This window comes from Actinokineospora spheciospongiae (assembly GCF_003182415.1).
Classification (GTDB): Bacteria; Actinomycetota; Actinomycetes; order Mycobacteriales; family Pseudonocardiaceae; genus Actinokineospora; species Actinokineospora spheciospongiae.
Window position 1 is genome coordinate 71,573 of sequence record NZ_QHCP01000014.1, and the last position, 13,526, is coordinate 85,098.

Below are 13,526 nucleotides of genomic sequence, written 5' to 3' on the forward strand. Positions count from 1 at the left end.
CACCATTGATCCACCGCGGGCAGGGCGACGACCGACCGTTCCGAGAACCGGCGGCAGACCCCGGGGAGTCACGGCAGTGGAGCGGGTCCTACCGCCTGCGGCCCGAGCCGGACCGCGCGGAGAACGCCGCCGCCCCACCACCGCTGCTGCTCTGACCGCCACCCTGGCCGGAGGACTCGGCCCTGGGCTCCGCCGCCCTCGGCGTGGAGCCGCCCGAGCGGCCGGAGCCCGTCCGACCGGACCCGGTGCCGGTGCGCGCCGAGCCCGCCGCGGTGCCCGCGCGGCCCGAGCCGCCCGCGCGCTGCCTGCCTCGGCCGCCTTGACCGCCGGAACGCTGGCCGCCGGAGCGCTGCGAGCCCGCCGCCGTGGTCCCGGAGTCGGTGCTCTTGTCGCCCACCGGCTTGTCGGCGCGGGGCTTGCCGGGGCGCTTGCGCGGGGTCGCCGCGCGTTCGGAGACCTCGACCAACACCCGCTCGCCCGGTGCCAACTCGGCCAGGAGGGGGTGGCCGGGGCCCGCCTTGGTCGTGGTGGGCTTGATGCCCGCCTTGCGGGTCAGGGCGCGGACGTCCTCCACCTGCTCGTCGGTCATCAGCGTGACCACCGTGCCCGCGGCGCCCGCGCGGGCGGTGCGGCCGGAGCGGTGCAGGTAGGCCTTGTGCTCGACCGGCGGGTCGGCGTGGATGACCAGGGTGACGTCGTCGACGTGGATGCCCCGGGCGGCGATGTCGGTGGCGACCAGGGTGGGGGCGGTGCCCTCGGCGAACGCGGTCAGGTTGCGGGTGCGGGCCTGCTGGCCGAGGTCGCCGTGCAGCTCGACCGCGCGCACGCCCGCGGCGACGAGCTGGCGGGTCAGCCGGGTGGCGCCGCGGCGGGTGCGGGTGAACACCAGCGAGCGGCCGGGGGCCGAGGCCAGGTCGACCAGCACCGGCAGCCGGTGGGTGCCGTCCACGTGCAGCACGTGGTGGGTCATCGCGGCGTTGGGCGACTGGGCCGAGTCGACGCTGTGGGTGACCGGGTCGGTCAGGTAGCGGCGGACCAGGACGTCGATGCCGTTGTCCAGGGTCGCGGAGAACAGCAGCCGCTGGCCCGACGGCGGGGTGCGGTCGAGCAGCCTGCGGACCACCGGCAGGAAGCCCAGGTCGGCCATGTGGTCGGCCTCGTCGAGCACGGTGACGGCGACGTCGTCGAGCCGGGCGTGCCCCTCGGCCAGGTGGTCCTCCAGCCTGCCGGGGCAGGCGACGAGCAGGTCGACGCCCGCCTTGAGGGCGGTGACCTGCGGGCCGGGGCGGACCCCGCCGAAGACGGTGGTGGCGCGCAGCCCCAGGGCGGCGGCCAGCGGCGCGGCCGCGTCGTGGATCTGGGTGGCCAGCTCGCGGGTCGGGGCCAGGACGAGCGCCCGCGGCCTGCCCGGCCGGGGCCTGCCCGCCACGGCGGCGATCCGGGCCAGGACCGGGATGAGGAACGCGTAGGTCTTGCCGGAGCCGGTGCGGCCCCGGCCGAGCACGTCGCGGCCCGCCAGCGAGTCGGGCAGGGTGGCGGACTGGATGGGGAACGGCGCGTGCACGCCCACCTCGGCCAGTGCGGACACCAGCTCGGCGGGCACACCGAGCTCGGCGAAACCGGGCTCGGCGGAAGGGGTGGAACCGGGGCGGCTGGCCGCCATGGGGCGTCTCCGAACGTAGAGGACTCGGGATGTCATGCCTGGTCGGCGGTGATCATCGAGATCGTGGTGGGTCGCCGTCCTGCTCGGCGCGGAACCCGGCCGCGGCGCAGGGGACCGACGTGGGACGGGCGACCGGTGGGGCCGCCGTCACCACCATCCTACCGGGAACGCCGCGATGGGGGCCGGATCGCGGGTGGGGTAGTGTTTTTCCCGCCAGCACCCCGGCGTGCGGCGGCGACACCGCCCCGGCCGACGCCCGGTCCCGGCTCCCCCCTTGCGACGACACCCTCCCGGCACCCGCACGCGGTGCCGTAGACCCCCCTTTGGAGTACCCATGACGGTCAGCGACACCGACGTCACGCGCGGCGCCGCCGACGAGTTCAACCAGGCCAGGACCGACGCCAGGGAGGGCATGACGGCCCAGCGGATTCGCGCGGCGCGCACCGTGGCCGGTTACGCGACCGACCCGGAGGACTGCCTGACCCTGCTGCGGATGCTCGGCCTGGACGAGGACAGCGAGGCCCCCGACAGCGCCCGCCCGGTCCACGTCGCACCGGTGCTGTAGGACGGTCGGGCGGGTTCAGCCCGCCTTGTGCCAGAGGCCGTCGATGCCCTCGACGCGCGCGCGGTGGTCGACGTAGAGCAGGCAGAGCACGGCACCGCCGAAACCGGCCTGCACCGTGCCCACCAGCGCGACCGCCAGCAGGTCGGCCACCGTGCTGCCGCCGCTGATCTGCGCGAAGAGCGCCTGCGCGAGCGCGGCGAGCAGCCCGCCCGCCAGCACCACCAGGGCGGTGACGCCGAGGACGCGCCACCAGCCCACCGCGTGCACCAGTTCGCGCGAGCGGCTCAGCGACGCCACCGGGGACACCTCCTCGACCACGGCCACCGACTGGGCGAAGGTGAACGCGATGGCCAGGTAGACCACGGCGGGCAGGGTGATCATCATCAGCAGGACCGCGACCGGGCCGAGGACGGCCAGCAGCGCGATGTTGGCGAAGGCGATCAGCCCGATGAGCAGGGCCTCGACCAGCAGCACGCCCAGCAGCCTGGGCAGCGCCCGACCGGTCTCGGCCAGCGCGGGGCCCAGACCGGTGCGGTGGCCGAAGACGGCGCGGGTGACCACGACGGTCACCACGCCGGTGATCAGCAGGCCGAACACGGAACCGAGGCCGAGGTAGAGCAGGTAGTCGATCACCAGCGGGCGTAGCTGCTCCCAGCTCGCCGTCCCGTCGGTGGGCACGGCCGACGCCGACGGGACCGAGCCGAGGACGAGGGTGCTGAGCAGCCAGTGCAGCAGCTCCACCGCGAGCAGCACGCCGAGGGTGAAGCCGAGCAGGGCGCCCGCGTTGCGGCGGACCGCCAGGTACGCGCCCTCGACGAGGTCGTGGAGAGCGAGCGGTCGCAACGGGACGACACCCAGCCGCAGCGGCTCCCCGTGCGGCGTGCCCACGCCGGGCTCAGTCATCGTGTCCGGTCCCCAGTGCCCATGTCCCCAGTGCCCATGTCCCTCTGCCCATTCCCGGTGCCCGTTTCCGCTGCTCGAACCCCGCAGCCCAGCGTCGCGCGGCCCACGTCCCCCGGTGGGTGCCCGCCGCACCCAACCTACAGGTAGCCCGCGACGAACTTGAGCGCCTCGGGCAGCGCGCGGGTGAAGTAGGCGTCGTCGTGCCCGCCCGCGGTGAAGGTGGCGGTGGCACCCACGGCCGTGGCGAAGGCCTTGCTGGTGGGCAGGTAGTCGCGGTCCTGGCTGCCGCACCACACGCCGACCGGGAGGTTGGCGTACTCGGGGGCGTGGCGCAGCGGCTCGACGTCCTCCCACTGCTCGCGCTGCCGGTAGATCTTGGAGCGCTCGGCGTCCGACCAGGTGTCGAAGAGGGTGGGGCTGATCGCGGCGACCGCGGACAGGCCGGGGGTGCGGGCCAGGTGCAGCGCGCCCGCGCCGCCCTCGTCGATGCCGACGGCGGCGAACGGGGTGCCCGCCAGGTCCTGGCGCTCCAGCCAGCCGGGCAGGTCCTCGGTGAGCATCCGCTGCGGGTCGTCGTCCTTGTGCCCCACCCAGTTGCCGCCGTCGACCGCCGCGACCGCGAACGGGGTCGCGCCCCCGGCGACCAGGTCGGTCAGCATCCGCTGCACGCCGTAGGACACGAAGCTCTTGGCACCGCGCAGGTCCGCGTGCAGCGCGACGCACACCGGCATCGGCGCGGCGGGCACGCCGCCGGGGCGGATGACCACGAAGTCGACCTCGCGGTAGCGGGCGGTGGACAGGTTCCGCGCGGTGACCACCGGCGCGGCGTCGGTCGTCGGCGGGCTGCTGCGCAGCAGGTCCGAGCCCGCCCCGGGGGTCGCCGGTTCCCGCTGGCACCCGGCGATCAGGCTCGCCCCCAGACCGGCACCACCCCACAGCAGGGCCCGTCGGGACAGTCGTGCAGTTCGCGCAGCGTTCACAAGTTCTCCGCTCGTCACGGTCCCCTGCGGTGATCTTATGGGGCGGCCAACGACCCTAGGGGCTGCGTGGGAAAAAGCCCACACCCGCCGCCCGACGCGCGACGGCGACTAACCGCGCCACAACCCCGCGGCATTGTTTTTGTCGATTCCTGAGGGTTGTCCGAGAACCGGGCGGGCACCGCCGCGGGGAACCGGTTCCCCGCGGCGGTGGCGGGCTCAACCCAACCGGGCCTGGATGTCGGCCGAGAAGGTGATGAGCTTGGTGTAGACGCCCGGCTTGCCCGGGCGGGCGCAGCCCTCGCCCCAGGAGACCGCGCCGATCAGCTTGCCGCCCGCGACCAGCGGGCCGCCGGAGTCGCCCTGGCAGGAGTCCACGCCGCCGCCCGGGACGCCCGCGCACACCATCGAGTCGGCGATGAAGTCCGAGCCGTAGGCGGTGGCGCAGTCGGCCGCGGAGGTCACCGGAACCGACGCCTTGAGCAGCGTGTCGGAGGCGGAACCGCCTTCGGAGGTGGTGCCCCAGCCGAGCACGGTGGTGTCGGTGCCCGCCGCGTAGAGGTCCTCGTCACCGGGACCCGCCACGGCGATCGGGGGAGCGGACAGGTCGCTGCCCAGGGTCAGCACGGCGACGTCCGCGCTGATCGCCGGGTCGCTGTAGTCCGGGTGCACCCAGACGTCGGTCACCTGGGTGGTCTGGCCACCGGCGGCGGTCAGGTCGGTCCGCCCGGAGACGACCTCGATCTGCGACGGCGAGGTGCCCTCCACGCAGTGCGCGGCGGTCACCACCTTGTCGGCCCGGGCGAGCGAGCCGCCGCAGAACTGGAAGCCGTCGGGCGTGGTGAGCGCGACGGTGTACGGGAAGTCGGCGATGTCGGCGGCCTCGCCGCCGACGACGTAGGGCGTGATGGGATCGGCCTGCGCGGTCGACACCGTCGCGGCGGCGCCCGCCGCGAGCACCGCTGCGGCAACCCCGATCAGGCGGGCGAACCGCCTTGCCTCAGCCATGGTCTTCCTCCTTCGTGCCGGTCGACCGGGAGGGCGTTCCCGGGCGTCGACCCATGGCTACCGGCCGGTCACCGCCGGACGACACCCGCGAAAGAACTGGGCCGATCGGGTGAAGGGGATGCCGAGGTGGCTTTCCACCTGGGCATCGAGGATTTCGGACCGACCCGACTTTCGGATGGACTTCGCCCGGGAGGGGTCGATCGGCTGGACACGGGCAGATCCCGCCGTGTTCTCAGGCGCGCGTGCCCCACAGCAGGAACGTCGCCGTCGACGGCTGCAACCCGGTGGTGTCGTCGGGCAGCGCGACGAGTTCGGCCACCGACAACTGGCACCCGCGCACCGCGTACCCGGCGTCGGCCAGCGCGCGCCGCGTGCCGCCCAGCCGGTCCGGTTCGGGCACCAGCACGACCACCCGCTCCGCGCCCGCCGCGGCGCAGGCGCGCACCACCTCCGGCTGCGAGGAGCCGACGAACACCGAATCCGGTCGCGGCAGCGAGCCGAGGACCCGGGTGGGTTCCCCGTCGGCCAGTCGCACGTCCACCCCGTGCGCCCCGGCGTTGGCCACGATCCGCACGCACAGCCCGGAGTCGCGCTCCACCGCGATCACCGCCGCGCCCAGCCGGGCGGCCTCGATGCCCACCGCGCCCGACCCCGCGCACACGTCCCACACCAGCGCCCCCGGCCGGGGCGCGAGCCGGGCCAGCACCAGCGCCCGCACCTCCGGTGCCAGGCCGACCCCGGTCCGGGTGGCGAACGCGCTGTCCTCCAGCGCCCAGCCGCCCACCGGGGGCACCGGGTCGCCGCCCGCGATCCACCCGTCCTGGCCGATGCTGTCCAGCGAGGCCAGGCACAGCACCAGGTTCGGCTCCCGCCACACCCGCCGCTCGGCCTCGCTGACGTCCAAGATGGACAGTCGTTCGCCCGGGCTGCCGACGTGTTCGAGCACCGCGATGTTGCGCCGCCAGCCGTCCAGTTCGCGGGCCAGTTCGGCCGGACCGGCGCCCGGGGCGGTGAGCACGGCGACGGCCTTGCGGGCCCGGCAGACGTTGACCGCGTGCCGGAAGTCGCGGCCCCGGGCGCTGACCACGGCGATGTCGTCCCACGGCCGCTTCACCAGCGCGGCCATCCGCTGCACGTCGGTGACCGACGGCCAGGCGACCACGTCGAGCTTGCGCGCCCGCAGCGCCCGCAGGTCGCCGAAGTACCCGGCGTCGCCCGCCACCAGGACGGCGGTGGGGCCCTCGGCCACGGCGATGTCGTCGACCGGCAGGCCACCGGTGCTGTCGAGCGTCGCCCGGTCCGGCGGCACGTGCCGCTCCAGCAGGTGCCGGGGGCCGACCACCAGGCGCGCCTGCGCCAACACCGAACCGGCCCCCGGCGGCAGTCCCTGCCGGTCGAGTCCGATCACCGTCACCGTCATGCGCGGTATTCGACCACGCCGCCCCCGGGGTCGGGAACGCGCGGGCGGTCAGGCCTTCTTCGCCCCGCGCCGGGCCGGGGTGCGCGGGCTGCGGGCGGTGGGCTTCTTCGCCGCCGCCTTGGTGCCGCGCTTGACCGCGACCGCCTTCTCCTCCGCCTGCACCGCTTCCGCACCCTGCTGCTCGACCACCGGCTCCGCCTGCTGCGCCTCGGGTTCGGCGGTGGACCCGCCGCGGCGCGGCCAGGTCTGCCGGGCCTCGCCCGCCACCCTCGGCCTGCGGGCGCGGGCGGTCCAGCGGGCGGGCTGGTCGCCCTCGACGACCCGGTAACCCGGGCGGGGGCGGGCGCGGGTGGTGTCGCCGACGAGGAAGTGCGCGTGCCGCCAGAGGTTGGCCTTCTTCACCTCCGCCGCCAGCTCGGCGACGGTCGTGCGCAGCACCGCCTCCGACGGCCAGGTGACCTTGTAGGCCACCGTCACCGGCACGTCGCCCTCCAGGCCCGCGGCGAGCAGCGCCTCGGCCAGGTCGGCGGCGCGGGCGGCGGGGGCGTGCACGACCAGGGTCCGCCCCGGCGACGCCAGCTCGCGCACCGACTCGACGCCCTCGACGCTCACCACGGTGTCGGCCCCGGGTTCGACCAGGGTGGTGCCGGTGGACGCGGCGGCGGCCGAGACCGGGGAGACCCCGGGGACGACCTCGACGTCGAGCCCGAGCTTCTCGCAGGTCTCGCGCTGCTCGCGCAGGTCCGGCACCAGGGCCGGGTCACCGGCCAGCAGGCGCACCACGCGGCCGAGCCTGCTGCCCACCGTGCGGTAGACCTCCAGCAGCTCGTCGGCGCCGAGGCGGGTCACGTCGACCAGCTCCGCGTCGGCGCGCGCCTGCTCGCGCAACCAGGTCGGGTCGACCGCCGCGGGGGAGAACAGCACCACGTCGGCGGCACCGATCCGGGCCGCCCCGCGCAGGGTGATCAGGTCGGCCGCTCCGGGCCCGGCTCCCACGAAACTCACCACGGCACGCATGCGGTGACCGTATCGCCTGCCCGGGTGCCCGCCCGCCACCGGCCCGGTGTCAGACTCGCACGCGTGAACCCCGACGGACCCATCCCGGGCGAGCAGGCGCTGTCCTGGCTCGACGCGCACGCCGAGGACCGCAAACGCGCGGGCCTGAGCAGGCAGCTGCGGCCGCGGCGGCCGGACTCGGACCTGCTGGACCTCGCGGGCAACGACTACCTGGGGCTGGCCAGGGACAAGCGGGTCGGCGGGGCCGCCGCGGCGGCGGCGCTGCGCTGGGGCACCGGGTCGACCGGGTCGCGGCTGGTCACCGGCAGCACCGAGCTGCACAGCGAGCTGGAGTTCGAGCTGGCCCGGTTCTGCGGCACCCAGGCGGCGCTGGTGTTCTCCTCCGGGTTCACCGCCAACCTCGCCGCGGTGACCGCGCTGACGGGCAAGAACTGCTCGATCGTGACCGACGCCAACATCCACGCGTCCCTGATCGACGGGTGCAGGCTCTCCCACGCCCAGGTGGCCGTGGTGGGCCACTGCGACGTGCCCGCCGCGACGCGGGCGCTGGCGACCAAGCAGACCGAGCGCGCGGTGTACGTGACCGACTCGGTGTTCAGCGTGGACGGCGACCTGGCCCCGTTGGCGGAGCTGGCGGGCGCCTGCCGCGAGCACGGCGCGGCGCTGCTGGTCGACGACGCGCACGGCCTCGGGGTGCTCGGCGAGGGCGGTCGCGGCGCGGTGCACGCCGCCGGGCTGGCAGGCGCGCCGGACGTGGTGACCACGGTGACGCTGTCGAAGGCGCTGGGCTCGCAGGGCGGTGCGGTGCTGGGGCCGCGCAAGGTGATCCGGCACCTGGTGGAGAACGCGCGCAGCTTCATCTTCGACACCGGGCTGGCCCCGGGCAGCGCGGCGGCGGCGCTGAGCGCGCTCACGACGCTCAAGGACGAGCCCGAACGCGCCGAGCGGGTGCTGACCAACGCGATGACGCTGGCGGTGCGGCTGCGCGAGGCCGGGCTCACCGTCAGCGACCCGGCCTCGGCCGTGGTGTCGGTGCGGGCGCCGTCGGCGGACGCGGCGCTGCGCTGGTCGGAGGACTGCCGCGCGGCCGGGGTGTGGGTCGGCTGCTTCCGGCCGCCGTCGGTGCCGGACTCGGTCTCCCGGCTGCGGCTGACCGCGCGCGCCGACCTGACCGAACCGGAGCTGGAGCGCGCGGTGGACGTGATCACCCGCACGGCACCGAAGCCCTGAGCGACCCGGAGCGGTTCCCGGGCCACGGGCGTTCCGGCGCGGTCAGGACACCCTGAACGGCTTCGAGCATCGGGACGGCGATTCCCCGGTGTGGACCTCCTACCGCGGCACCGGGACAGTCCTCCGGGTGCGGGAGCCTGGTGCGGCCGACCAGGGGTCCGCCGAGGCAGGGGAGCCGGTTCCGCCGCTGCACCCGCTCGCTACCGCGGGATCGCGGGGCGGCGCATGTGGACGTGCGTGATGCCGTCTTCGTCGTAGGGCTCGCCTTCGGGCGCGTAGCCGAAGCGCGCGTAGAGGCCCTGGGCGGTGACCTGGGCGTGCAGTTCGCTCTCGTCGCCGCCGATGTGCTCCAAGGCGGCGGCCATCAGCCTGCCGCCCAGACCGGTGCCGCGCGCCGCCTCGGCGGTGCAGACCCGGCCGATCCGGCGGACCGCGCCGGGCGCACCGAGGACCCGCAGGCAGGCCAGTGGTTCCGCGCCGGGCTGCCACCACAGGTGCAGGGTGTCGGGGTCGAGGTCGAGGCCGTCGACCTCGGGGTACGGGCACCGCTGCTCCACGACGAACACGTCGCACCGGAGCCTGAGGAGTCCGTGCAGTTCGGCTGCGGTCAGCTCGGGGCCTGCCGCGACGCGCAGTTCAGTCACCCCGCCTGGGTATCACAACTGCGCGGTGATCACGGGGATGAAGTCGGCGACCCTGGCGTAGACCCCCGGCCTGCCCGGTTCGGCGCAGCCCACACCCCAGGACGAGACGCCCGCGAGCCTGCCCCTGATCACCAGCGGACCGCCCGAGTCGCCCTGGCAGGTGTCGACCCCGCCCTCCGGCAGGCCCGCGCAGACCATGGTGGCGGCGTCGTAGTCGGTGTAGGCGCCCGCGCAGGTGGTGTCGGAGGTCAGCGGGACCTGCGCGCCCATCAGGTAGCGGGAGGTGGCGCCGCCCTCGGAGGTGCGCCCCCAGCCCAGGACCGTGGCCTTGGTGCCCGCGGCGTAGCCGCCGGGGTCGGTGGCCAGCGGGAGCGGGGTGCTGGGCACCTTCTTCGCCAGGGTGAGCACGGCCACGTCGTTGCCCTCGGTGACCCTGGTGAACTGGGGGTGCACCCAGAGCTTGCTGATCGGGGAGACGACGCCCTCGGTGCTGTTCTTGTCCTCCCGGCCGGACACCACGCGCAGGTTCTCCGCCGAGCGGGCGGCCACGCAGTGCGCGGCGGTGAGCACCTTGTCCTGGGCGACGAGGGTGCCGCCGCAGAACTGGAAGCCGTCGGCGGTGGTCAGGTAGACGGCGTACTGGTGGTCGGCGATGCCGACCCGCTGGCCACCGACGATCTGCTGGCCCGCGTCGGCCGTGAACGGCCCGAGCAGGGCGGCGGCGGCGGTGGCCAGGACGGCGACCGCGGCGACGACGCCGAACACCCGGCGCGTGGAGGATCGCATCTCGACTCCTGTGCGTGAGAGTGGGCGACTTTGCGTGACAGCCTAGGCCGTCGCGCCCCCGAATGGTTCCTCCGCGCTGTCACCCGACCGGGTGGACTCGGCAGGTGGTGCATCCTGGTCCCGTGTTCCGCCGATCGCTCGACCGCCTGATCACCGCCCTGTCGGTCGCCCTGGTCCTGGGCGCCTGCACCACACCGGAGGAGCAGGGGCGAGCGGCCGCGGCTTCCCCCGACCCACCCGCTCCGACCGCCGCGGCAGCGCCGACCACCGCCGCGCCGCCGTCGGCGACCGGCGCACCCCGGACTTCGGCTCCCCCACCGCCGACCACCACCGCCGCGCCGGCGTGGGTGGTCGGTGCGACACCGCTGCCGTTGCGGCCGGACGGCTTCGGCCAGGTGCTGCCGACCCCCGCCGTGCTGGCCGACCGGGCGCTGCCGACCGCCGACCTGCTCCCACCGCCCGTGGACGGCCGGTTCGCGGTGACGGTGGCGCCGGTTCCGGAGGCGGTGGTGGCGCGCAGCACCTGGCAGCCGGGGTGCCCGGTGGCACTGGCGCAGCTTCGGTACCTGACGATGTCGTTCTGGGGGTTCGACGGCAAGGCGCACACCGGGGAGATGATCGTGAACGCCTCGGCCGCCGAGGGGGTGGCGGGGGTGTTCCGGGCGCTGTACGCGGAGCGCTTCCCGATCGAGGAGATGCGGGTGACGGCCGCGCCGGAACTCGACCTGGCGCCGACCGGGGACGGGAACAACACCGGGGCGTTCGTCTGCCGCAAGGGCAGGAAGCTGTCGTCGTGGTCGGCGCACGCCTACGGGTTGGCGTTGGACATCAACCCGTTCTGCAACCCCTACATCCAGGGGGACCTGGTGCTGCCGGAACTGGCATCGTCCTATGTGGACCGCAAGAACCGTCGACCCGGCATGGTGTTCGCCGGGGACACGGCCGTGCGAGCCTTCGCCGCGATCGGGTGGTCGTGGGGCGGGGAGTGGTCGTCGCCGAAGGACATCCAGCACTTCTCCGCACTGGGGCGGTGACGGCGTGACGGTGGTGAAGTCGGTGCTGCTGTTCGTGTTGGCGGCGGTGGCGGAGATCGGCGGGGCGTGGCTGGTGTGGCAGGGCATCCGGGAGAACCGGGGCTGGGTGTGGGTGCTCGGCGGAGTGGTGGCGCTGGGGGCGTACGGGTTCGTGGCGACGTTGCAGCCCGACGCGGCGTTCGGGCGGGTGCTGGCCGCCTACGGCGGGGTCTTCGTGGTGGGGTCGCTGCTGTGGGCGGTGGTGGCGGACGGGTTCCGACCGGACCGGTGGGACGTGCTGGGGGCGTCGGTGTGCCTGGTGGGGGTCGTGCTGATCATGTACGCGCCGCGCTGACGCGGCGCGGGCCACGACGACGCCGTGCCCGCACCGCGCGGCAGCGGCGGGCCCGCGGTCCTGCGGGCCCGCCCCCACAACCCGGTCAGCTCTTCGGGGTCGGCTCCTGCTCGGCGGTGGTGTCGCCGTTGCCGCCGTTGCCGCCGAAGCCGCGGAAGACCTTGCCCGCGGCGTTGGAGAGGGTGCCGCCCACGTCGTTGAGGATCTTCACCAGGGGGTCGGTGGAGTTGTTGAAGGAATCCTTGTAGGACTTGGCCGCCGACTTCATGTCGTCGCCCAGGTTGCTGGTGGGGGCGTCGTCGTCGCGGCGGGGGTACTCGCCCGCGAGGATGGCCCGGTACTCCGCCGAGGCGGCCCAGCGCTGGAGCTGGGCGGCGCGGACGACGGCGAACGGGTGGCTCATGCCCTCGACGTTGCGCAGCTTGTGGATGCTGTCGCGGATGTCGTCGACCTCCTCGTACTCGCGCGCCTGCTGCAGGAACGAGGGGATGTCGATCTGGGTCAGGTCGGTGCCGCCCGCGAGGTAGACGTGCGTGCGGAGGGCGGCGGCCGGGTCCTGGGCACAGAGCAGGCCCGCGCGGTCGCAGGTCAGCTCCGCCTTGCGGAACCACTCGCGCAGGGCGGCGATGACCGCGCGCAGCGCGAGGGCGCCCGCGGGCAGGAAGGCGATGGTCAACTGGAGGTGCAGCAGACGCATCAGCAGGGTGCGCAGCACCGCGTGCCCGGAGAGGACGTGGCCCATCTCGTGGCCGATGACGAACCGCAGGCTCTCGGTGTCCAGCGCCTCGACCAGGCCGGTGGTGAGCACGATGAACGGCTCGTCGATGCCCACCGTCATGGCGTTGGCCACCGGGTTGCGCTCGACGAAGAGTTTGGGGACGACGTCGAGGTCGAGGGTTTCCGCGCACTCGTTGCGCAGGCGGTCGAGCTTCGGGTACTGGTTCTCCCCCACCCGGATCGCCGAGGCCAGGGCCATCAGCCGCTCGCCGCGCTCGGAGAACAGGCCCGCGGCGCCCTTGAGCACCTCGGAGACGCCGGGGACCGCGCGCAGCGTGGCCATCGCGCCCCGGTCCACCGGGTGCTCGTACGCGCGCGGGCTGATGCGCGCGAAGCGCACCCGCGTCGACGACTGCGAGACCTCGTTCACGTCGTTGACACCGTTGTCCGGACTGTCGGTCACTGTGTTCCCCGTTTCTCCCCTTGGATTCGCCACCACAGTAGGCCGGTTCGGGGAATCGGGGGGCGATTTGTCCACAACCCCGGGGGGATATCGGGGATGACCCTGAGCCCCGGCCGAGTTGTCCACAGGCGGCGGTCGCGACCACGCGGGCGTCGCCCGGCGCGACTAGATTCGCGGTCGGCGGATCAGCCGGTCCGCCGCCGGACCAGCCAGGAAGAAGGAGCGCATGAGCCTCGACCGCCCGGTCGCGCCCGACCCGTACGAGCTGCTGCCCGCCGTGGCCTCGTTCACCGTCACCTCCGACGACGTGGCCGACGGCGCGAAGCTCGACCTCGCGCACGTGCACGACTCCGCGAACGGCGCGAACACCTCCCCCGCGCTGTCGTGGAGCGGCGCCCCCGAGGGCACCAGGAGCTACGTCGTCACCTGCTTCGACCCGGACGCCCCGATCCCCGGTGGGTTCTGGCACTGGGTCGCGGTGAACATCCCCGCCGAGACCACCTCCCTGCCGCGGGGCGCGGGCGCCGACGACGCGTCGCTGCCCGGGGACGCGTTCCACGTGGCCAACGACATGGGCGCGCACGGGTACGCGGGGGCCGCGCCGCCGCAGGGCGACCAGGACCACCGCTACTACTTCGTGGTGCACGCGGTCGACGTGGACGCCCTGGAGGTCGACGGCTCGACCAGCCCGGCGGTGGTCAGCTTCAACCTGGCCTTCCACACCCTGGGGCGGGCCGTGCTGACCCCGACCTACCGGCACTGACG

At 74.5% G+C, this 13,526-nt stretch carries 14 protein-coding genes; 5 read left to right on the plus strand and 9 right to left on the minus strand.

Features of this window, described 5'->3' with window-relative positions; all coding sequences use genetic code 11:
• Positions 1 to 88: 88 nt before the first annotated feature.
• A complete protein-coding gene (locus tag DFQ13_RS28420) occupies positions 89 to 1,663 on the minus strand; it encodes a DEAD/DEAH box helicase (protein WP_052020960.1) in 1,575 nt (524 codons plus the stop codon).
• A gap of 334 nt (positions 1,664 to 1,997) precedes the next feature.
• On the opposite strand from DFQ13_RS28420, the gene DFQ13_RS28425 reads away from it, so the two are divergent.
• Positions 1,998 to 2,228, plus strand: coding sequence for a hypothetical protein (locus DFQ13_RS28425; protein ID WP_035280879.1), 231 nt, complete (start codon positions 1,998 to 2,000; stop codon positions 2,226 to 2,228).
• A gap of 15 nt (positions 2,229 to 2,243) precedes the next feature.
• On the opposite strand, the gene DFQ13_RS28430 is transcribed toward DFQ13_RS28425, so the two are convergent.
• The 5 genes from DFQ13_RS28430 to DFQ13_RS28450 all read right to left on the minus strand — a co-directional run bounded on the left by DFQ13_RS28430 (position 2,244) and on the right by DFQ13_RS28450 (position 7,553).
• A complete protein-coding gene (locus tag DFQ13_RS28430) occupies positions 2,244 to 3,131 on the minus strand; it encodes a hypothetical protein (RefSeq protein ID WP_146241379.1) in 888 nt (295 codons plus the stop codon).
• Between the two features lie 137 nt (positions 3,132 to 3,268).
• Positions 3,269 to 4,111 carry an alpha/beta hydrolase family protein gene (locus tag DFQ13_RS28435; RefSeq protein WP_110081997.1) on the minus strand — a complete coding sequence of 281 codons (843 nt, stop codon included), beginning with the start codon at positions 4,109 to 4,111 and terminating at the stop codon, positions 3,269 to 3,271.
• A 216-nt stretch (positions 4,112 to 4,327) separates the two neighbouring features.
• Complete coding sequence (locus DFQ13_RS28440) at positions 4,328 to 5,116, minus strand: serine protease (protein WP_110081998.1); 789 nt, start codon at positions 5,114 to 5,116, stop codon at positions 4,328 to 4,330.
• Between the two features lie 232 nt (positions 5,117 to 5,348).
• Complete coding sequence (locus DFQ13_RS28445; protein ID WP_110081999.1) at positions 5,349 to 6,536, minus strand: bifunctional cobalt-precorrin-7 (C(5))-methyltransferase/cobalt-precorrin-6B (C(15))-methyltransferase; 1,188 nt, start codon at positions 6,534 to 6,536, stop codon at positions 5,349 to 5,351.
• Positions 6,537 to 6,584: 48 nt separating this feature from the next.
• Positions 6,585 to 7,553: a cobalt-precorrin-4/precorrin-4 C(11)-methyltransferase gene (locus DFQ13_RS28450; protein WP_110082000.1), complete on the minus strand. Its 969-nt coding sequence runs from the start codon at positions 7,551 to 7,553 to the stop codon at positions 6,585 to 6,587.
• Between the two features lie 63 nt (positions 7,554 to 7,616).
• On the opposite strand from DFQ13_RS28450, the gene DFQ13_RS28455 reads away from it, so the two are divergent.
• Complete coding sequence (locus tag DFQ13_RS28455; protein ID WP_110082001.1) at positions 7,617 to 8,783, plus strand: 8-amino-7-oxononanoate synthase; 1,167 nt, start codon at positions 7,617 to 7,619, stop codon at positions 8,781 to 8,783.
• A gap of 200 nt (positions 8,784 to 8,983) precedes the next feature.
• Here the strand turns inward: DFQ13_RS28455 and DFQ13_RS28460 are convergent, their stop codons facing one another.
• Together DFQ13_RS28460 and DFQ13_RS28465 are read right to left on the minus strand one after the other, a co-directional pair.
• Positions 8,984 to 9,427 carry a GNAT family N-acetyltransferase gene (locus tag DFQ13_RS28460; protein ID WP_035280869.1) on the minus strand — a complete coding sequence of 148 codons (444 nt, stop codon included), beginning with the start codon at positions 9,425 to 9,427 and terminating at the stop codon, positions 8,984 to 8,986.
• A 12-nt stretch (positions 9,428 to 9,439) separates the two neighbouring features.
• Entirely contained in the window at positions 9,440 to 10,213 is a 774-nt protein-coding gene (locus tag DFQ13_RS28465; protein WP_110082002.1) for a S1 family peptidase, read from the minus strand.
• A 122-nt stretch (positions 10,214 to 10,335) separates the two neighbouring features.
• Between DFQ13_RS28465 and DFQ13_RS34565 the strand changes: the two genes are divergently transcribed.
• Both DFQ13_RS34565 and DFQ13_RS28475 read left to right on the plus strand, forming a co-directional pair.
• Positions 10,336 to 11,247, plus strand: coding sequence for a M15 family metallopeptidase (locus tag DFQ13_RS34565; protein ID WP_233438611.1), 912 nt, complete (start codon positions 10,336 to 10,338; stop codon positions 11,245 to 11,247).
• Between the two features lie 4 nt (positions 11,248 to 11,251).
• The gene (locus tag DFQ13_RS28475) at positions 11,252 to 11,581 is read left to right on the plus strand and encodes a YnfA family protein (protein WP_035280865.1); all 330 of its coding nucleotides are present in this window, start codon (positions 11,252 to 11,254) and stop codon (positions 11,579 to 11,581) included.
• Between the two features lie 85 nt (positions 11,582 to 11,666).
• On the opposite strand, the gene DFQ13_RS28480 is transcribed toward DFQ13_RS28475, so the two are convergent.
• A complete protein-coding gene (locus DFQ13_RS28480; protein WP_035280863.1) occupies positions 11,667 to 12,761 on the minus strand; it encodes a M48 family metallopeptidase in 1,095 nt (364 codons plus the stop codon).
• A 226-nt stretch (positions 12,762 to 12,987) separates the two neighbouring features.
• On the opposite strand from DFQ13_RS28480, the gene DFQ13_RS28485 reads away from it, so the two are divergent.
• Positions 12,988 to 13,524, plus strand: coding sequence for a YbhB/YbcL family Raf kinase inhibitor-like protein (locus DFQ13_RS28485; RefSeq protein WP_035280860.1), 537 nt, complete (start codon positions 12,988 to 12,990; stop codon positions 13,522 to 13,524).
• The last annotated feature ends 2 nt before the right edge of the window (positions 13,525 to 13,526 follow it).